At 65.0% G+C, this 19,470-nt stretch carries 20 protein-coding genes; 11 read left to right on the top strand and 9 right to left on the bottom strand.

The features are described from left to right. The first annotated feature begins 24 nt into the window (after positions 1-24). Positions 25-812, top strand: a protein-coding gene (locus NUW50_RS10305) for an IS5 family transposase (protein ID WP_258289017.1) whose coding sequence is annotated in 2 segments (ribosomal slippage) — positions 25-364 and positions 364-812 — 789 coding nt in all. Because the reading frame shifts where the segments join, the coding sequence is not laid out codon by codon here. Positions 813-1,228: 416 nt separating this feature from the next. On the opposite strand, the gene NUW50_RS10300 is transcribed toward NUW50_RS10305, so the two are convergent. Both NUW50_RS10300 and NUW50_RS10295 read right to left on the bottom strand, forming a co-directional pair. Continuing rightward, positions 1,229-1,951, bottom strand: coding sequence for an aspartate/glutamate racemase family protein (locus NUW50_RS10300; RefSeq protein WP_258289016.1), 723 nt, complete (start codon positions 1,949-1,951; stop codon positions 1,229-1,231). Positions 1,952-2,118: 167 nt separating this feature from the next. After that, a complete protein-coding gene (locus NUW50_RS10295; protein WP_258289015.1) occupies positions 2,119-3,141 on the bottom strand; it encodes a D-cysteine desulfhydrase in 1,023 nt (340 codons plus the stop codon). Positions 3,142-3,258: 117 nt separating this feature from the next. Here NUW50_RS10295 and NUW50_RS10290 point away from each other — a divergent pair, with 117 nt between their 5' ends. The 7 genes from NUW50_RS10290 (at position 3,259) to NUW50_RS10260 (ending at position 10,514) form a co-directional block, all read left to right on the top strand. After that, the gene (locus NUW50_RS10290) at positions 3,259-4,197 is read left to right on the top strand and encodes a LysR family transcriptional regulator (protein ID WP_258289014.1); all 939 of its coding nucleotides are present in this window, start codon (positions 3,259-3,261) and stop codon (positions 4,195-4,197) included. 384 nt (positions 4,198-4,581) lie between these two features. Continuing rightward, positions 4,582-5,787 carry an ABC transporter ATP-binding protein gene (locus NUW50_RS10285; RefSeq protein WP_258289013.1) on the top strand — a complete coding sequence of 402 codons (1,206 nt, stop codon included), beginning with the start codon at positions 4,582-4,584 and terminating at the stop codon, positions 5,785-5,787. Between the two features lie 49 nt (positions 5,788-5,836). Further along, a complete protein-coding gene (locus NUW50_RS10280; protein ID WP_258289012.1) occupies positions 5,837-6,709 on the top strand; it encodes a carbohydrate ABC transporter permease in 873 nt (290 codons plus the stop codon). Then, complete coding sequence (locus NUW50_RS10275) at positions 6,706-7,542, top strand: carbohydrate ABC transporter permease (RefSeq protein WP_258289011.1); 837 nt, start codon at positions 6,706-6,708, stop codon at positions 7,540-7,542. The genes NUW50_RS10280 and NUW50_RS10275 overlap by 4 nt, the downstream gene beginning before the upstream one ends. 27 nt (positions 7,543-7,569) lie before the next feature. Then, positions 7,570-8,826: an ABC transporter substrate-binding protein gene (locus NUW50_RS10270; protein ID WP_258289010.1), complete on the top strand. Its 1,257-nt coding sequence runs from the start codon at positions 7,570-7,572 to the stop codon at positions 8,824-8,826. 69 nt (positions 8,827-8,895) lie between these two features. Next, entirely contained in the window at positions 8,896-9,675 is a 780-nt protein-coding gene (locus tag NUW50_RS10265; RefSeq protein ID WP_258289009.1) for a phosphodiesterase, read from the top strand. Between the two features lie 53 nt (positions 9,676-9,728). Continuing rightward, positions 9,729-10,514, top strand: coding sequence for an HAD-IIA family hydrolase (locus NUW50_RS10260; RefSeq protein ID WP_258289008.1), 786 nt, complete (start codon positions 9,729-9,731; stop codon positions 10,512-10,514). On the opposite strand, the gene NUW50_RS10255 is transcribed toward NUW50_RS10260, so the two are convergent. After that, positions 10,511-11,359, bottom strand: coding sequence for a MurR/RpiR family transcriptional regulator (locus NUW50_RS10255; protein ID WP_258289007.1), 849 nt, complete (start codon positions 11,357-11,359; stop codon positions 10,511-10,513). The two genes, NUW50_RS10260 and NUW50_RS10255, sit on opposite strands and share 4 nt — an antisense overlap. A gap of 541 nt (positions 11,360-11,900) precedes the next feature. Between NUW50_RS10255 and NUW50_RS10250 the strand changes: the two genes are divergently transcribed. Then, positions 11,901-12,107 carry a cold-shock protein gene (locus NUW50_RS10250; protein WP_258289006.1) on the top strand — a complete coding sequence of 69 codons (207 nt, stop codon included), beginning with the start codon at positions 11,901-11,903 and terminating at the stop codon, positions 12,105-12,107. Positions 12,108-12,253: 146 nt separating this feature from the next. On the opposite strand, the gene NUW50_RS10245 is transcribed toward NUW50_RS10250, so the two are convergent. From NUW50_RS10245 to NUW50_RS10230, 4 genes are read right to left on the bottom strand one after another with little or no spacing between them, the layout of a single operon-like run. Then, the gene (locus NUW50_RS10245) at positions 12,254-13,015 is read right to left on the bottom strand and encodes an ATP-binding cassette domain-containing protein (protein ID WP_258289005.1); all 762 of its coding nucleotides are present in this window, start codon (positions 13,013-13,015) and stop codon (positions 12,254-12,256) included. Next, a complete protein-coding gene (locus tag NUW50_RS10240; RefSeq protein WP_258289004.1) occupies positions 13,012-13,956 on the bottom strand; it encodes an iron chelate uptake ABC transporter family permease subunit in 945 nt (314 codons plus the stop codon). The genes NUW50_RS10245 and NUW50_RS10240 overlap by 4 nt, the downstream gene beginning before the upstream one ends. Beyond that, positions 13,949-14,893, bottom strand: coding sequence for an iron chelate uptake ABC transporter family permease subunit (locus tag NUW50_RS10235; protein WP_258289003.1), 945 nt, complete (start codon positions 14,891-14,893; stop codon positions 13,949-13,951). Before NUW50_RS10235 ends, NUW50_RS10240 begins: the two co-directional genes overlap by 8 nt. Before the next feature lie 12 nt (positions 14,894-14,905). Continuing rightward, on the bottom strand, positions 14,906-15,808 hold the full coding sequence (locus NUW50_RS10230; protein WP_258289002.1) for a siderophore ABC transporter substrate-binding protein: 903 nt from the start codon (positions 15,806-15,808) through the stop codon (positions 14,906-14,908). Positions 15,809-15,910: 102 nt separating this feature from the next. On the opposite strand from NUW50_RS10230, the gene NUW50_RS10225 reads away from it, so the two are divergent. Further along, complete coding sequence (locus NUW50_RS10225; protein WP_258289001.1) at positions 15,911-16,213, top strand: DUF2218 domain-containing protein; 303 nt, start codon at positions 15,911-15,913, stop codon at positions 16,211-16,213. Positions 16,214-16,432: 219 nt separating this feature from the next. Continuing rightward, positions 16,433-17,683, top strand: a complete 1,251-nt coding sequence (locus tag NUW50_RS10220; RefSeq protein WP_258289000.1) for a Gfo/Idh/MocA family protein — start codon at positions 16,433-16,435, stop codon at positions 17,681-17,683. Here NUW50_RS10220 and NUW50_RS10215 read toward each other — a convergent pair. Beyond that, positions 17,680-18,552: an amidohydrolase family protein gene (locus NUW50_RS10215; RefSeq protein WP_258288999.1), complete on the bottom strand. Its 873-nt coding sequence runs from the start codon at positions 18,550-18,552 to the stop codon at positions 17,680-17,682. The genes NUW50_RS10220 and NUW50_RS10215 overlap by 4 nt on opposite strands. Before the next feature lies 1 nt (position 18,553). Further along, the gene (locus tag NUW50_RS10210) at positions 18,554-19,447 is read right to left on the bottom strand and encodes a dihydrodipicolinate synthase family protein (protein ID WP_258288998.1); all 894 of its coding nucleotides are present in this window, start codon (positions 19,445-19,447) and stop codon (positions 18,554-18,556) included. Positions 19,448-19,470: the final 23 nt, after the last annotated feature.

The following is a 19,470-nucleotide window of genomic DNA, read 5'->3' as shown; positions in this document are numbered from 1 at the left end:
GCACGATTCAAGCTGGTATCTGCGATGGAGATCAGCTTGGCACGAGACTTGATGTCGGACAAGGAATGGGCGTTCTTTGTGCGGTTCATCCTGACAGCCCGCACCCCGAACGGACGCAAACCCGCCAACCACTGCCTTGTTCTTGATGGGGTTTTCTGGATTGCCCGGACCGGTGCCCCATGCCGTGATCTGCCGGAAGAGTTTGGCAAGTGGTTGAGTGTCTACCGCCAGTTCCGGTGCTGGATGCTGGCGGGGCTCCGGGAGGAGATCATGGACGCCCTGAACCAAAGCGGGGCCGTGCCACACGCCCTTCAAATGATCGACAGTTCCGTGATCCGGGCCCACTATCAGGCAGCGGGCGCTAAAGGGGGACTCCGCGACAGGGTTTTGGCCGCTCAAGAGGTGGCTTCACGACCAAGATCCACCTCCTCGTCAATGCGCACGGTCTGCCCATGAGGACAGAGATCACGCCGGGGCAGACATCCGACCATCTCGGCTTCGATCTGGTCATGGCCGACAACCTGCCCAGTCCCAGTGTGCAGCTGGCGGATCGCGGATATGACACCGATAGCATCAGGGCGAAAATGGAAAAGCGCGATGTTCTGCCGGTCATCCCGATGCGCAAATCCCGAAAGAAACGCATCGGCATGGACCGCTCGCTCTGTCGCCTGCGCAACCTGGTCGAGCGGCGCTTCAACAAACTCAAGAACGCCAGACGCGTCGCAACACGCTACCATAAGACGGCTGAGAGCTTCCTGGGGTTCGTCGACATCACGTCCATCCGCCTTTGGCGCTGCCACTTTTCAACATGACCCAGAAACCACGTCCATCAGTTTGCTTTGTTTAGGCCTATACAGATGCGAATGCGGGCGGCGAGTTTCTGGCGAACTGGACCGGGAACATGCCGCGCGGGACGAGGGTCGGGCGCGCCGCAGCATTGCCGATATGGGCACATCCAGCCGTCCACCCCGGCGTGACCCATGAGTGCGCGCACCACGGTGTTGGAGGCCGTCACACCACGCCGCCATCTGCGATCAGCACCGGTCATCAACCGCGCGCCGGAATCTGGATTTTCCCGGCTGTCTCACGAGGACGGGCCGGTGACGTCATCGGGACGATGCATGGCCATCGGAACGTTGTATCCGGTCGCGCTGTGCGGTCGACCCCCGTTTTCCCGGATCGCGCCACGGGACTGCCTGAAGGCACGCGTGGCGGGTGCGTTTCGTGCTCAGACGGCGAACTGCTGGATGCGTTCGCGGGGGACGCCGGAAAAGGCGACGATGGCCGAGACGAGCCCGTCGAGGGTATCGAAGCTGCGCACGCCGGGCGCCACCTCCCCGGCGATCAGCGAGAACTCGGTGCAGGCCACCATCTGGACCACCGCGCCCTGTTCCAGAAGATCCGCCGATGCCTGGCGCAGAAGCGCGCGGGCGGTGTCGTCGGCGCCGGACGCCTTGATCCGGCGGATCGCCGCGACCTGCGCCGCCTCGTCGGTGGGATAGACCGCCGTCAGCCCCTTCGCGGCCAGGGCTGATTGGAACAGCCCGACACGGCGCACAGCCGGCGATGCGAGGATGCCGACCCGGCGGCCCTCGGGCAACATGGCGGCGGCGCGGTCCGTCGACAGCGCGATCATGTCGAGAAACGGCAGCGCGCTGGCTTCGCGGACGCTCGAGGCAAAATGATGCGCGGTATTGCAGGGGATCGCCAATGCCCTGGCACCGGCGGCCTCCAACCGTCTTGCCATGGCCGCCAACACCGGGCCGGGGTCTTCGCCGTTGCCCTCCAGCAGATGCTTCAACCGCGACGGCACCTGCGGATTCTGATCGACGATCAGCGGAACATGGTCGGCATCGTCATCGGCCCGGACTGCGGCGATGACCTTCTGCATGAGAAGGACCGTGGCTTCGGGGCCCATTCCCCCCAGAATGCCCACCGGCTTCAGTCCCATGACGACCCCGCTTCGACCGGACCGGCCCATTCCCCGCCTGCCGGGCCCTGATTACGGCCATCCCGCCGCCCGCCGCATCGCGAAACCCCAATCGGGTCCATCGCCGGTCCGGGGGTCGAGACCTTCTGCGGGACATGCCCTGAAATGGGGAGACGGACCATCGCCGGTCACGCCGTCGTGACGCGCCGGGCGTCATCCGCGAAGGCAGAATCGTAACCGAACAGGCCGGCCGAACCGCCGGTATGCAGGAACACTACCCGCTCGCCCCTGGTGAACCGACCCTTGCGGCAATAGTCGATCAGTCCCGCCGCGCCCTTGCCGGAATAGACCGGGTCCAGCAGGATGCCTTCCAGTTCGGCGAACATCCGGATCGCCTCGATCGTGTCCTCGCCCGGGATGCCGTAACCGGCGCCGACATAATCGCTGTCGGCCACCACATCGGCCCGTGCCACGACTCCGGGGCAGCCGAGCTTCTCGGCGGTCTTCGCGGCCAGGTTGAAGACCGCCTCTTCCTGCTTCTGTTTCGGAGCCCGCACGCCGATGCCGGTCAGCGGGATTCCCGCGTTCAGCGCCTTCAGGCCGCAGACCAGCCCGGCCTGGGTGCCGGCGCTGCCCGTCGCCGTGACGATATGATCGATCACCAATGCCCGGTCATTGGCCTGCGACACCAGTTCGAAGGCACAATTGACATAGCCCAGAGCACCGGTCGGGTTGGATCCGCCGCCCGGGATGACATAGACGGTCTTTCCTTCCTTGCGCCGGGCCTCTGCCACCTCTTCCATTGCCAGGGCCATATCGGTCCCGCCTGCGCGTTTCTCGACCGAAGCGCCGTGCAGATGGTCCAGCAGCACGTTGCCGTTGTTGTTGTAGTTGGCGTCGTTCGACCCGGTCCTGTCTTCCAGCAAGAGATGGCAGGCCATCCCCAGCTTTGCCGCGGCCGCTGCCGTCTGCCGGGCGTGGTTCGACTGCGTGGCACCCTGGGTGATCACCAGGTCGGCGCCGATTTTCCGGGCCTCGGCCATCAGGAATTCCAGCTTGCGGGTCTTGTTCCCGCCTGAAGAAAGCCCGGTGCAGTCGTCGCGCTTTATCCAGATTTCCACGCCCCCCAGCTCATGGCTCAGCCGGTCGAGCCGCTCGAGCGGAGTCGGCAAATGGGCGAGAAAGACACGGGGAAAGCGGGCCAGATGCATGAGACGATCCTTCCAGGAATGGGCGCATGGCGACCATCTCCCCATCCCGCGCGGATTTCAAATTCGAAATTCTCGAAGTATCATGCAATTTTCGCAACTTGAGAGAAAGGCGCGGAGATGCGTCTCGAATGGCTTGAAGACATTCTGGCAGTGGCTGCGACCGGTTCGTTCAGCGAGGCGGCCGAACGCCGGAGACTGACGCAATCGGCATTTTCGCGGCGCATACGCTCCATCGAGGACTATGTCGGCGTCGAGCTGTTCGACCGCAGCCGCAAGCCCGTGCATCTCACTGCGACCACGCTTGCGCAGCGCGAGCAGATTGCCGCCCTGACAGGTATGCTGCGGCAACTGGTCGAGGATTTGCGGCACGGCGACAGGAAGTCCGGCAAGCGGATCGTGGTTGCAAGCCAGCATGCGTTGACGACCTCCCTGGCGCCGGCCCTGATCGGCTATCTCCGCGGCCGGGATGATGATGTCTTCGTGCGCCTGCGCTCGGCGAATCTCGACGAATGCTTTGCTCAGCTCCTGGCACGTCAGGCCGACCTGGCGATCGTCTATCGCCTGCCGGGGCACGAGCATCCGGTGCGCGGCGACCACATCCAGTCCCTGACCATCGGCACCGATCGCCTGATCCCGGTGATTTCGTCAGACGCGGCCGCAGAGGTGCTTGCCGGGCTCGACGCGGGCGTTCTGCGCCATATCGCCTATCCGACCGGGGTCTTCCTGGGTCAGGTCATGAACCGCCTGATCTGGCCGCGGCTGGAGGAACGGGTCCGCCCGCAGGCCTATGCCGAAACGGCCCTGACGCTGGCGGCGCTGGAAATGGCGATGGCCGGGACCGGTGTGGCATGGGTGCCGGAGTCCCTGATTGCCGCCCGATTGGCAGACGGGTCGATGCGCTCGCTCTGCGCCAACCTGCCGGACTGCACGCTCGACGTGACGGCGGTCCGGTTCGCATTCGGGACACCCGGCCCGACCGACCTGTGGGTCTGGGCGCAACTGGCCGAGATGGTCGATATGTCCCTTGGAAGTTTCCCGGGAAACCCGAACGGGTGAGTTGGGTGAGCCACTGGCGCGTGCGCCACGGGTGGCTGCGTGACGCGGGCTACCCTGCTCGACGAGGTCGGGCTCGCCCGCGCCCGGCGTGACTCGCCGACGTCCCCGGGTTCGCGGCGGCAGGCGAACCTATTCGCTGATCAAGGGCGAGTTGCCCTTGCCGCTGTCGCCTCACCCTCGAAGCGCATCTCCACGTTGTGGACCTTCAGCCGGATTGGCCTGGCAAGGACTGGTTTGCATCTGTCCTCCGAACGCCCTGCCGGCGACGGTAAGAATATTTCATTGACAGAATAGCAGGGAGTGAGAAATACTCAATTCATGCAGAACCGCGGCCTGCACCAGTTCCGGGGCCGCGGATCCGGATGCCAGGAGAAGGGTGGGGAGATGAGCGAAACGGACCAGCAGTCCAGCTGCGCCGGGCATGCAAGTCGTCGCGGTGCCGTTGAGATCCGCGGGCTCACCAAGAGCTTTGGCGCGGTTTCGGTCCTGAAGGGCGTCGATCTCCGGATTGCGCCCGGAGAGTTCGTCACGATCCTCGGCCCCTCGGGCTGTGGCAAGTCCACGCTCATGCGGATCGTCGCCGGATTGGAGCGGCAGGACGGCGGTGAAATCCTGATCGACGGGGGCTCGGTGGATGAAATGCGCCCGAGCGCCCGGGACATCGCGATGGTTTTTCAGTCCTATGCGCTCTATCCACATCTGACAGTACGCGAGAACATCGCGGTGCCGCTGCGGATGCGGGAGTTGTCGGCAGTTCAGCGGCTGCCGGGTGCGCGGCTTCTGAGCGCATCCGCGCGCCGGGCGGTGCGGGAGGCGGATCGCGCGGTGCGTGACGTCGCCGCGCTGCTGAAGATTGAACCCCTTCTGGACCGCAAGCCGGGGCAGCTTTCGGGCGGTCAAAAGCAACGGGTTGCGCTAGGCCGGGCGATGGTGCGCAAGCCCCGGGTGTTCCTGATGGACGAGCCGCTGTCAAATCTTGACGCGGAACTGCGGGTCCACATGCGGGCGGAGATCGCCCAGTTGCACCGAAGCCTGGGCGTGACCTTCATCTATGTCACCCACGATCAGGCCGAGGCGATGACCATGTCGGACCGGGTGGTGGTCATGATGAACGGCATGCCGCTGCAGATCGCGCCGCCCGAGGAGATCTACGATGACCCGGCCGATCTTGCCGTGGCGCGGTTTGTCGGCAGTCCGCGGATCAACGTTCTGGACGGCCGCGTGCAGGGCGGCGGCATCGCGGCGGCCGGGGTGGTGTTGCCGCTGGCGACCGGCTTGGCCGATGGCACGTCGGTTCAGGTGGCGATCCGTCCAAACCGTGCGACGCTTGATCCCGCCGTGGCTGCGCCCCGGGTGTCGGGACGGCTCGTGCATCGCGAGAATCTCGGTTCGGATCTGTTCCTCTATGTCGCTACCGAGGGTTCTGCCGAGCCGCTGATCGTCCGACAGGATCCCGGCATCGCCGGGCGGCTTGCGGTCGGGGAAGCGGCCGAGGTCGGCCTGCCGGTCGAACATGTCTATGTCTTCGACGCCGAGGGTCGGAGGATCGCGCTGCTGGCCAGTGACGCGCGGAGGCGGGCCCATGGCTGATCAGGCGTATTCCAGGCCGGCTGTCCGGGGCGGTGCCGGGAGGGGCGGATTGCGCTGGTTTGACCCGGTGGCCGCCGCGCTGGCCGGGCCGGCGTTGATCCTGATGCTGATCTTCCTGATCGGCCCGATGGTCGTCGTCATCCTGTTGTCGCTGACGGATTACCAACTCGGCGCTGCCAGCCTGAGCTTTGTCGGGCTGCACAACTATGCCGAGATGTTCGGCGATCGCACGTTCCAGAAATCGCTGGCGAACACGCTGATCTATGTCGGCGTGGTGGTCCCCTGTTCGGTCCTGCTGGGGCTTGGCGCGGCCTTGCTGATCGAGGCCGACCGGCGGATGCGCGGTTTCTACCGGGCGGTCTATTTCCTTCCCGTCATGGCCACCCTGATTGCGATGGCCATCGTCTGGGAATTCATGCTGCATCCGCAGTTCGGCGTGGTCAATCTGACATTGGAGGCCATTGGCATCCCCGGCCAGAGCTGGCTGCAGAATCCCTCGCTGGTGCTGTTCACGCTTTGCGGCATCGGAATCTGGCAGAGCATCGGCTTCAACATGGTGCTGTTCATGGCCGGGCTCACCGCGATCCCCTCCGATCTCTACGAGGCCGCCTCTGTCGATGGCGCCAACCGTGCGCTGGACCGGTTCCGGCTGGTCACCTGGCCGATGCTGGGGCCGGTGACACTGTTCGTGATCGTCATCACCTCGATCCGGTCGTTCCAGGTCTTCGACACGGTTCAGGTCATCACCAAGGGCGGCCCGAACAAGGCGTCCGAAGTGCTGCTTCACACGATGTACACCGAGGGTTTCTCGTTCTTCCGCACCGGCTATGCCGCGGCGCTGACGGTGATCTTCCTGCTCTTCGTTCTGGCGCTGTCGGCGTTGAAGGTCTTCGTTCTCGACAAAAGGACACATTACGCATGAACCAGGAACTCGGGCCCATTGCGTCGATCCTGCGCCATGTCGTGCTGCTCTTTGGCGCGCTGATCATGCTGTCGCCTTTCATCGTGATGATCGTCACTTCGCTGAAGCCGCAGAGCGAGATCCTGTCGGCGGATTTCACCCTCTGGCCCAAGACCTGGTACGCGGTCGAGAACTACCGCGCCGCGCTGACCAGCACACCCTTGCTTCTCTACATGCTGAACGGCGTGATCGTCACCGTGGCGATCTTCGTCCTGCAGGTTCTGGTGGCGCTGCCCGCCGCATATGCGCTGGCCAAGCTCCGGTTCCGGTTCCGCGGCCTGATGTTCGGCGCGGTCCTGCTGTGTCTGCTGATCCCGATGCACGCCACCGCGATCCCGGTCTATGTGCTGTTGTTCAAGCTGGGACTGCTGAACACCTATGCCTCGCTGATCCTGCCCTTCGCGATCTCGGTCTTCGGCATCTTCCTGATGCGGCAGTTCTTCCTGACCGTGCCCGACGACATCATCGACGCCGCCCGGATCGACGGGATGAGCGAGTTCGGCATCGTCTGGCGGGTCATGCTGCCAACGGCGGTTCCGGCGGTCATCGCCTTCGGCATCTTCTCGGTCGTGGCGCATTGGAACGATTACTTCTGGCCGCTGATCGCGGTCGGTGACCGCAACCTGTTCACCCCGCCCCTGGGCATTGCCTACTTCAAGCTGGACGAGGCCGGCACGAACTACGGCCCGCTGATGGCCGCGGCGACCATTGCCATCACGCCGCTGGTCATCGGCTTCCTGCTGGCACAGCGCCGCTTCATCGAAGGCATCACCTTCACCGGAATGAAAAGCTGACCAAGAACCGAAACCTGGGAGGAAAGAATGAGACAAGTAAGGACGACGATAGCCGCCGCGACGATGGCGCTTGTGCCGATGGCAGGGATGGCCGAGACCACCATCGAAGTGCAGTATCCCCTGGCCTTCATCTTCGATGACGTCTTTGCCGAGCTGAAGACCGCCTTCGAGGCGGAAAACCCGGACATCAAGGTGGTCTACCGCGCACCGTACAAGGAATATGAAGACGGGGCCCAGACCGCGCTGCGCCAGGCGGTGACGGATCAGCTGCCGGACGTGTCGATGCAGGCGATCAACCTGCAGCGGCTGTTCGTCGATCGCGGGCTGGCGGTCGATCTCAAGCCCTTCATCGCCAAGGAAGAGAACTGGGCAGAGCGCGGGTATTCGGACTCGATGATGGCGCTCGGCACCTTCGGTGAGGGCACCTATGGCATGGCCTTCGCGGTCTCGACGCCGATCATCTACTACAACACCGACCTGGTCGAACAGGCCGGGGGCGATCCCGACAATCTGCCGACCGACTGGGATGGCGTGCTGAAGCTGGCGCAGGACATCAACGCACTGGGCGACGACAAGGTCGGCATCTACCATTCCTGGGCGATCACCGGGAACTGGATGTGGCAGGCGCTGGTGTTCTCGCACGGCGGCTCGATGACCACCCCGGACGAGGCGGAAGTCGCATTCAACGACGAGAACGGCCAGCGGGCGATGGCCACCTTCGGGCGTATCCTGGACGAGGGCCAAATGCCGGATCTGTCGCAGGAGGCCGCGCGGCAGACCTTCTTCGCCGGCAACATGGGCATCTGGACCGAGTCGACCTCGCTGCTGCGGGTGGCCGACGAGAATGTCGGCGGCAAGTTCGCCTGGAAGACCGGGCCCTTCCCGCTTGCCGGACCGGACCCGCGTCTGCCGACCGGCGGCAATGCGGCGATGATGTTCGCTTCCGACCCCGAAAAGCAGGCGGCGGCCTGGGAGTTCATGAAGTTCATCACCGGACCGGTCGGTGCGACGATCATGGTCAAGGGCACCGGCTATGCGCCGCCGAACTCGGCCCCGGCCGAGGATCCGGACCTGCTCAAGTTCTTCTATGATGACCACCCAAATCACCTGACCGCGCTTCGGCAGGCCCCCTACATGACGCCGTGGTACGCCTTCCCGGGCGATAACAACCTGAAGATCATCGACGTCATCAAGGACCACCTGCAATCCGTTGCGAACCGTTCGGCCACGCCGGCCGAGGGGCTGGCCGCGATGGCGGACGACGTCCAGCGACTGATGCCCTGAGACGATCAAGAGGGCTCCAGCCCTGGCTGGGGCCCCACCAACCGACAGGCTTGCGGGAAGCGACCCGAGATGAAATTCCTTCAGATCACCGATCTTCACATGAATGCCGGCGGTCCGCTTTACGGGCTGGACCCTGCGGAACGGCTTGCCGCCTGCATCGCCGATATCAGGCGCACACACGCGGATGCCGACCGCGCCGTGATCACCGGCGACCTCGCCCATTCGGGTGATCCTGCGGCCTATCGCCGTCTGCGCGAGATGCTGCAGGGGCTGGAGATGCCGACCCATCTGCTGATCGGAAATCACGATAGCCGCAGCGAGTTCCGCAAGGCCTTTCCCGACCATCCCGTGGACAGTGACGGAAACGTTCAGTTCACGGTCGATACCGCCGCTGGTCGCTTCATTTGCCTGGACACAAACGTGCCGGGCGCCCATCACGGCGAGCTCGATGCGGCACGGCTGCGCTGGTTGACCGACGAGTTGGACCGGGCCGGAGAGAAGCCCGTCTACCTCTTCATGCACCATCCGCCATTCGATGTCGGGATCCGGCGGATGGATCGGATTTCGCTGCGCGACAAGGCTGCTTTCGCCGAGGTCGTCTCGGGCCGTCCGGGGATCCGGCAGCTGTTCTTCGGCCATCTTCATCGGCCGATCAGCGGCATGTGGAACGGAATACCCTTCGCCAATCTGCCGGGCATGAACCACCAGGTGGCGCTGGACTTCGAGATCGAGGACGAGGTTCCGGGAAGCCATGAACCCCCGTTCTACGCGGTGATCTTTGCCGATCCCGGTCAGACCATCGTGCATCTGAAGAACTTCCTGGACCAGACCAACACCTTCCATCTCTGACGTCCGCCCGGGCGGACACCGGACCGAAATACGAAAGACCAAAGGAGACCGGCTTGCATCCCCAACCGGCTGGCACGAATGCCGACACATCCGATCCGGACACCGCCGCAGCGCTTCTGAGAGAGGCCGAACTTGTGCTGATCGATCTCGACGGCTGTCTTGCGTTCGGCGAGGCACCCGCTCCCTCGGCGGCCGCGTTTCTCAGGATGGTCGAAGACCGGTTCGTGGTCCTGTCGAATAACTCCACCGACACGCCGGAGAGCCTATCGGATCGGCTCGGCCGCGCCGGGCTGACCGTCGAACCGAGGCGGATCATGCTGGCCGGTGCGCTGATGGTGGATGAACTCGCGGCGACGCATGGCGACGGCACGGTCGCGCTTTTTGCCGCGCCGCAACTCAAGGAATACGCCCGCGCATCGGGTGTGACCCTGGTCGAGGCCGCGGCCTCGACCGATACGGTCGCGGTGGCGCGGGACCTGTCTCTGACATTCGAAGATCTCAACACCATGCTGCGGCTTCTGCACGGCGGAGCCAATCTGATTGTCAGCAATCCCGACCTTACGCATCCCGGCAACAACCGGGTGCCAGTCGTGGAAACAGGCGCGCTCCTCGCCCTTCTGGAAGCCTGTCTTCCCGGTCTTCACCCCCGGATTGTGGGCAAGCCTGATCCGTTGATGTTCCTGCGGGCCTTGCAAAGGTTCGGGGCGACGCCGGCGCGGTCAGTCATGGTCGGGGACAACCCGGCGACCGACGGTCTTGGCGCGCGCTGCGCCGGAATGCCGGCGATCCTCGTCGGTCCGAACGGCAGCTACGCGGGCGTCGGCGATCTGGTCCGCTAGAAGCGCTTCTCGGAGAGGACATGGGCGCTCAGCTGCAGCTTTTCGATGGATTTCGCCGCGTTCGATAGCGCGTAGCAACTCACCAAGGCGTCGATGATGCCGAGTTGCGCCATCCGGCTGCTCATCGCCTCGGGCCGATAGCGCGTTTCATTGGCGACCGTGTTCAGAACCGTGTCGCAATATCGCGCCAGCGGCGTCTTGCCCAGCCGGGTGATGCCGATGATCTTTGCCCCGGCCTCGTGCGCCAGACGGGTCGAATAGACCGTCGCCGAGGTGCTTCCGGAATGCGAGACGGTGACGATCGCCACGTCCGGACCGGTCATCGAGGCACTGACTGCCTGGACATGGGAATCGGTCACCGGTTTGCAGTTCTTGCCGAGTTGCAGAAGGCGATAGGCAAGATCCTCTGCCACGGGGGCCGAACTGCCGACGCCGTAGACTTCCACCCGATCCGCCCGGCGCAGGAAATCGACCGCGAGCGTCAGGCTCTCCGGGGTCAGAAGAACCCGTGTATCATTCAGCGAATTGGCATGCGCGGCGAACACCCGGTCCCGGACCTTTGCGAAATCGTCGCGTTCGGTCAGATCCTCCTGGATGAACTGGATCGGCTCGACGATCTGGCCGGCCAGCTGAATCTTCAGGTCCTGGAAGCCCGAGGCCCCGACACGGCGGCACAGACCGACGACGCTGCCCTCGCTGGCGCCGGTCTGCTCGGCAAGTTCCGTGATCGACATGCGGATCACGTCATGGGGATGCTGCTCGATGAAGGCGGCAATCCGGCTGGCGGTCGGCGGCAGGCCCTGACGCGAATGGCGCAGCCTTGTCATGATTGTTGGTGCATTCATCGGGCGTCCGCCTAGGCTTCTGGATCGGGTTCACTTTATCCCTGCGAGGGGAGGATGAGCAAGAAATTGGTCAAGTCCGCCGCTGTCCCGGGAGCGTGGTTTGCGCAACGTCAACGGCAGAGCCAAGCCCGGCCACTTGCCGCCCGAGAAGGCGGGGACCGAAGCACAGGGAACGTGTCACGCCACTTCTAGCCGCCGGGATGGCCGTCTCGATCTCCCGCTCGATGCGCACACCATCCTCTGACCTGACTTGCAGTGCCGCAGCGGGCTTTCGGGGCCCCCTCTCTGCGCCATTCCGGATCGGCAAGCATGGTGCGCCCGATTCAATGTCATTGCGCCGCCCGGTGCCTTTACGCCGTGACGCAGGGTCATAGCTGACTGGTCATGGACAAAGTGCCCGCACTCTGCCATCAGGACCGTGCTACGTTATTTCAGTCGATCTCCTGCTTTCCCTTCCGGACCTCAGCGAACTCGTTACTGGCCGACTGCGCCACGCTGTTGCATTTCCGCGAACAGGTTGAAAACTAAAGGAGATCTCACGATGGCCAATGGCACCGTGAAATGGTTCAATTCTACTAAAGGCTTTGGCTTCATTGCCCCCGCGACCGGCGCGAAGGACGTATTCGTCCACATTTCCGCCCTTGAGCGCGCGGGTCTGACGTCGCTGGACGATGGTCAGGAAGTCACATTCGAAATCGAGTCCGGCCGTGACGGCCGCGAGTCGGCGGCAGATCTCAAGCTCGCCTGAACGAACGATCCGAATTCGGAAAAGGGCGCCCTCAGGGGTGCCCTTTTTCGTTGCGCCCTGGCGCCGTGGCCGGGTGTCGATCGCGGGTCAGCCTCGCCATCCCGACGGAGACCGGTCCACATGGGGCCTGACAGCTCCGAGGCAGTTCATGCCGGCAGAACCACGTCGCGGCCGGCAACCCGTTCCACCGCCAGCCTGGTTCCGAAGAGATCGCTCAGCATTGCGCCGGTCATGGCAAGCACCCGCGGGCCCGAGGTGACAAGCCGCCCGTCCTTCAGCGCCACGATCCGGTCGGCGTAGCGGGCCGCGACGCTGAGATCGTGCAGCACGATGACGACGCTGCGCTGGCCTGCTCCGGGGCGGGTCAGGGCGTGCAGGCGGTCCATGATGTCGCGGGCGTGGCGTGGATCGAGGGCCGACAGGGGCTCGTCCAGCAGCAGCCAGGATGTCTCTTGCGCCCAGGCCATGGCGACAAAGGCGCGTTGGCGCTGGCCGCCTGAAAGCGCGTCAAGCCGCCGATCGGCAAGACCGTCCAGGTCGAAGGTCCCGAGGGCCTCGGCAACCTTGACCCGGTCGATCTCGCGGGGGCGGCCGCGGTGGTGGGGCCAGCGGCCGAACTCCACCAGGTCGCGGACGGTGAGCCGCGCCGTCACGCTCTCGTTCTGTGCCAGCAGCGCGACGTGCCGGGCGCGTTGCTCCGGGCGGGCGCGGACCATGTCCAGCCCCTCGACCATGACCTGGCCCCGCACCGGGGAGGTCAGCCCGGCAATCGTGTGCAGCAGGGTCGATTTGCCGGCACCGTTCGGTCCGATCAGGGCGGTGATGCCCCCTTGCCCGAAACATAGCGACACGTCCGTCAGGATCGGGCTGCCGTTCTTTTCGACCGAGACGCTGTCGAGCTGGATCATGGACGGGGCCTCCGAAGCACGAGAAGGAGAAACAGCAATCCGCCGAGGAACTCCACGATCACGGTCAGCGTCGATTGCAGGCCCAGCAGGCGTTCGAAGACGAACTGGCCGGACACGAGGATCGTGGCGCCGATCAGCGCCGCCCCCGGCAGCAACCGGTCGTGACGCCAGGTCGGCAGGATCGCATGGGCAAGGCTGGCCGCCAGCAGACCGAGGAAGGTGATCGGGCCGACCAGCGCGGTCGAGACCGCCACGAGAAGCGCCACAAGGCCGAGGGTCACGAAGACGACGCGGTCGAAATCGAGGCCCAGCGGCAGCGCCGTGGCGCGGCCCAGTGCCGCCAGGTCGAGCAGCCGGGCAAGGCGCAGGGCGGCCGCGAAGCTCAGGATCAGGATCGGGCCGGCGATCGCAAGCTGGGTCCTGTCGACGGCCCCGAAGGTGGCGAAGCTGGCCTGCTGGACGATGGCGAATTCGGACGGATCGAGCAGCCGTTGCGCCAGCCCGGCAAGACCCCGCAGCAGCACGCCAAGGATCACGCCGGTCAGGATCATGCGCAGGATGTCGTCGGCGCCCCTGCGCAGCAACACGCCGAACAGGGCCATGGCGGCGGCCACCAGCGTGAGCGTCTCGACGCCAAACTGCGCCAGCGACGGCAGGGCGGCATAGCCCAGGCCGCCCAGGCCAAGGACGAGCATGGTCTGGATGAAGACGAAGAGCGCGTCGAAGCCGACGATCCCCGGGGTCAGCAGCCGGTTTGCCGCGATGGTCTGGAACAGCACCGTCGCGGTGCCGATGGCGGTGCCCACGGCGCAGAGCGCCGCCAGCTTGGTCAGGCGCAGGCCCAGGATGAAGCCGACCGGTGCGCGCAGGTTCCACAGCAGAAACAGCGCCGAGACGGCGGCCAGGACCAGACCGAGAATGAGCAGTCTGCGGTCAGCCATTGGCGCGCCTCGGAGCGGCGTGGAGCAGCCACAGGAACAGCCCGGCGCCGAGGACGGCAAAGACGGTGCCGGCCGGGATTTCGTAGGGGTATCGGATCAGCCGCCCGATGATGTCGCAGCCCAGAACCGTGCAGCCGCCAAGCCAGGCCACCAGCGGCAGGTTGCGGCGCAGGTTGTCGCCCCGCCAGCGCGAAACGATATTGGGCACCACGAGCCCGACGAAGGGGATCGATCCGACACTGACCACCACGACCGACACGATCACCGCGACGAGGATCAGCCCGATCAGCAGGGTCTGGCGGTAGTCGAGACCCAGGCTGCGGGCGGCGTCCTCGCCCAGACCCAGAAGCGTGATCCGGTCCGCCGCCAGCCACAGCAGCCCGGCGACCCCCGCGACGATCCACAGCAATTCGTAGCGGCCCTGCAGCACGCCCGAGAATTCGCCGCTTTGCCAGACGCCGACATATTGCACCAGGTCGGTGGTCCAGGCGAGCCACAGGACCGCGGCGCCGATGATGCCGCCATAGATCAGGCCGATCAGCGGCAGCAGCACCGGGTCGCGGCGCGGGACATGACGGGCAAGCCAGAGAAACCCCGATGTGCCGATCAACGCGGTGCCCGCCGCGACCGACATCTTGACGATCAGCGCCGCCCCGGGTGCGGCCAGGGTCACCAGCAGCAGGCCCAGCATCGCGGATTCGGGTGTGCCGACCAGCCCCGGTTCGACCAGCCGGTTCTGCACGCTCATCTGCACGACGACCCCGGCAAGGGCCAGTCCGGCCCCGGCCAGCAGGGCGGCAAAGGTCCTTGGCAGGCGGCTGACCGCCAGCACCATCAGCCCGTCAAGAGAAGTGCCGAACAGATCGACGACCCCGACAAGGCAACTCGCCCCCACGAGGAGGGCGAGGACCAGCAGGGCAATGGCCCAGGTCTTCACGTCGGGCCCGCCTCAGCCGGCGGCAGCGCTCATGGCGGCCGTGATCTCCTGTATGGTGCCCAGCATCGACTGGATGCCGCCGCCGGCCAGGTAGAGACGGGCCGGGTCGAGATAGACGATATGGCCGGCCTTGCCCGCCTTGGTTCCCGCGACCAGCGGATTGTCCAGCGTCACCGCCGCGGCCTCGCCTTCCTGGCCGATGGCGGCGCCCCGGTCGATGACGAAGATCCAGTCCGGATCGACATCCGCGATGAACTCGAACGAGACGGCCTCGCCATGGGTTTCGGCGGTCAGGTCGGGATAGGCTTCGGGCAGGCCGAGCGCGCTGTGCATCCAGCCGAACCGGGAGCCGTGGCCAAAGGCCGAAACCTTGCCGCCATTGGTCAGCAGGATCAGGGCATCGCCCTTGCCGGCCGCCGCTTCGCGGGCTCCGGCGATGGCCGCGTCCAGCCTGGCGATCAACGACTCCGCCTCGCTCTCATGTCCGAAGATCTTGCCATAGGCGGCAAGACGGGCCTTGCTCTCGGCCACGAGGTCTTCCCCGGAAATCGTCATGTCGATGGTCGGCGCCAGCTGCGACAGCGCGCCGACCTGCGATTGCGACCTTCCGCCGGCGATGACGAGATCGGGCGCCAGAACCGCGAGCGCCTCGAAATCCGGTTCGAACAGGGTGCCCACCGTCGGAATATCGCGAAGCGCATCGGCCAGGTAGGCCGGTGGCGTGACGTCGGGAACACCGGCCACCGGGACGCCAAGCGCCGCGAGATCGTCGATCGCCGCCAGGTCCAGCGCGACGACGGTTTCCGGGGCCGCGGGTACGCTGGCCGGACCGGCGGCGGTCTGCACCTCGACGGTCTGGGCAAGGGCGAGAGCCGGGGTTGCGACCAGGGCCAGCGCGGCAAGCATTGATCTCATGACAGGTCCTTTCTTTTCATATTCAGTCGGTTGCAGGGACTCGACAAAGGCGACTCATTTTGTCAGGCTAATATCCGACAAAATCAGTCAGGACAATCCTCCATGCCAGACAAGTTGATCGACGAAGGCCGTTTCGTGACCGGCAATGCCAGCCGCTACCTGCAACAGCTCTGCAAGCATTTCAGCCACAAGGTTCCGGTCCGCTTCGATGCTCGGTCGGGCGAGGCGGAGTTGCCCGCCGGCAAGGCGACGCTGGCGGCGACGGAGACCGAACTCACGGTGGTTCTCAGCGCGGACAGTGCCGAAGGGCTGGACAGGTCGCGCGGCGTGATCGACAGCCACCTGGAGCGCTTCGCGTTCCGCGAGGATTTCAAGACGATGAACTGGCTTCGCCGCGGGCCTTGATGGTCCGATGCACTCCGACCTCTTGACGGGGCAAGGAGTGCCAGGCCGGTCCGATGATTGTGCGTTCCCCTTTCATGGCGGTGGCCAGGGCTGCTCCATGGGTGAAGTCCACGAGTATCTCGACCCACAATCGCGTCTTGTGATCCGAGAGGCCGGCCTCCGCGAGCAAGGCCGAAATCGTCCTGGTTATCCTGAGTCACGCCAGAACCTGTCCATGAGATGGAAGTCGTTCAGATAGCCCAGATTTCCGGGCTTTTCAGGGAAGCCGGCCTTGTAGTCCAATCCTGTTGTCGTCAGTATTTTTCCGGCATCAGCATCTCGTTGGTCATCGGTGCAATCGGCAAGGCACCCAAGGTGCCAAGGGGTCCGGCACTGCGCGCTGAATCGACGCGTTCTCGGGAGGAGCGGATAATGTCTGAGAAAGCAGACCGAAGCCTGGAAGTGGGAATCATCGGCGCAGGTTGGTGGGCTGCGCAGACCTATATTCCGCTGTTGCGTGGCTATCCGGAAGTCGGCGAGATCGCGGTGTGCCGGCCCGACCCCGAGGGGCTGCAGATTCTTGCGGAGAAGTTGGGAACGAATCTCGGCTTTCGCGATGCGGCCGAGATGCTCGACACGCGCAGGCTGGACGGGGTGATCATATCGTCGCCGCATGTCCTGCACGCGGAACACGCGCTGATGTGTATCGACCGGGGCCTGCCGGTGATGATCGAGAAGCCGATGGCGACGAGTGCAGAGGACGCCCGGCGGATACTGACCGCAGCCGAACGCCAAGGCACGGATGTGATGACGGCCTATGGCTGGAACTTTCGACCACTTGCCGCCGCCGCGCACAAGCTGATGCAGGATGGCAGGATCGGGCGACTTCAGCATGCGGTCTGCCTGACCGCGAGCGGTACGGTCGAGCTGTTTTCCGGGGAGCTTCCCCCAAGAACGGCAGGCCACCTGTTCCGGCCGCCCGCGTCCACCTGGGCGGATCCCGCCCGTGCGGGAGGATATGCCTGGGGACAATTGACCCATGCACTCGGCCTGTTCTTTCTGGTCGTCGATGACGATCCGACGGGGGTCTTCGCCCGGATGCGGAATTCGGATGCCGGAGTCGATCTGTGCGATGCGGCTGTCGTGGAACTGGCCGGGGGCGCGACGGTTTCGGTGTCGGGAACCGGGGTGATCCCGAGGGAACGCAAGAAGCAGGTGGATATCCGGCTGTATGGCGACGAGGGCGTCTTGCTGCTTGATCTGGAGCGCGAGCGGCTGGAAGTGACCCGCTTCGACGGCTGGACCCATGTGGAACAGCCGGCGCCGGATGCCGGCGAATATGGTGTGACCGAGCTTGTGGCCCGTTTCGTCGATCTATGTGCCGGGCGAGAGGTCATCAACCTGGCGGATGCGAAGGTCGGCGCACGCGCAGTGATTGCCATCGACGCCATGCATCGCTCGGCGCGCTCCGGACAGTTCGAACCCGCCTAACCGAGTCGATAGAAGCTGTCGGCCGTGCCGCCGAACAGTCGGGCGCGGTCGGATCGGGAAAGATGTGCGGTCGCATCTGCGAAATGCTGCCACAGCTCGTCGTATGCCGTGCCCTGACCATCAATCGGGAAGTTCGAAGCAAGCATGGCCCGCTCGCTTCCGAAGAGGTCCAGGGCCGTGTCGATGAACGGCCGAATGGACTCTGCCGATGGCGCGGACTCGAACATTCCGAAGCCGCTGAGCTTGATTCTCATGTTCTCACAACCGGCGAGGCAGGCGATTTTCCTTCGCCACTCGTCGTGAGATTGCCCTCGTGCCCTGCCAAGATGGTTCAGGACGATCGGGACTTCCGGGTGGTCGATCGCAAGCCGGGCGGCGGCATCAATCTGCTCCGGGGCAATCTGCAGATCGAACGACAATCCATGCGCGCTCAGACATGAGAAGCCGCGGTGCCAAGCCGGATCGCCAAGCAGGTTCCGCTGCACCTGGCCCGGCCGATCCACCCAACGATCAAGGACCTGCCGGATACCGCGCACTTCGGGAATCGCCGCCAGGTCGGCCAGTGCACAATTGATGTCGGGACGTGACAGGTCGCAATAGGCCACAATGGCTTTCGGCTGTCCCTCCGCGCGCGCAAGCGCCGACTGGACGCGAGCCTCTGCCAGACCATCCAGCGGGAATGCTTCGACGTGAACCGCCCTCTCGACAACGACCCGGCCGGCGGCAAGTCTCAGGTCGGCGGGCAGCCAGTCGCCGGTCAGCGCCGTCTTGCCGGCGCCACGGGCGCTGCGACGCGGGTAGAGGCCGGTCGAGAGATCCCAGAAATGCAGATGCGGGTCGGTGACACGCAACTGCTCCCCGGCGGCCATCTCAGCCCGTCCACGCAACCGCCGTGGGAACCAGATAGGCCAGAAGCTCGTCGATCTCGCCCTGAGTTACCTTGTCCATCGGCTCGGTCGGGCTGCGGACATGCGCGGTCCGGATGATGCCCTGACGCACCAGAAACTGCTTGTGCAGGTGGTGCTGCGTGTCGGGCCCCTGTGCGGCCAGACGGTTCAGCCCCATGATCCTGCGGTCGAAGAGCTCACGCGCGCCGGCGGCGTCTCCGGCCCGGAACCTGTTCCAGACCTCGACGAAGCTGGCCGGCTCGCTGCAATAGGGCATGGTGCCCTGCGAGCCACGACGCATTTCCTCGATGAGATAGGCGCCGCCGGCCCCTCCCAGGATCGTGAGCCCGGGAATGTCCGCGCCGACCATGGCCTCGACCTTGGCGGTCAGCGGGAAGGTCTCCACCTTGATGTATTTTACCGTCGGGCAATCGGTCACGATCCTTCGGGCAAGCGTCGGCGGAATCGGCGCCATCGGCACGTCCTGCAACACGACGGGGATCGAGACGGAACGCGAGATGGCACGATAGTGATTGACGACGGCCTCCGGAGACACCGGCATGAAGTCCGGCGGCATCAGCATCACCGCATCTGCACCCGCGGCCTCGGCCGCCTGGCTGAACGCTATGGCCACCGCCGTCCCGGGCGCACCGGTGCTGATGACAACCGGCACCCGGCCCGCCACCGCCTTGACCACGAAGGCCACCAGTTCGTGGCGTTCGGCCTCGCTCAGCTTGAACAACTCGCTGCCGTTGGCCACGCCCAGACCGTGGACGCCTCCGGCGATGTTGAACTCGATCAGATTGGCGAGGCTGGGAAAGTCGATGTCCCCGTTCTGATCGAACGGGGTAACGAGGATCGGGATAATCCCGGTCAAGGCTTCACTTGACATCAGATGCC

The organism is Frigidibacter sp. ROC022 (assembly GCF_024723735.1).
Classification (GTDB): Bacteria; Pseudomonadota; Alphaproteobacteria; order Rhodobacterales; family Rhodobacteraceae; genus SLM-1.
This window is presented reverse-complemented; position numbering and strand designations above follow the sequence as displayed.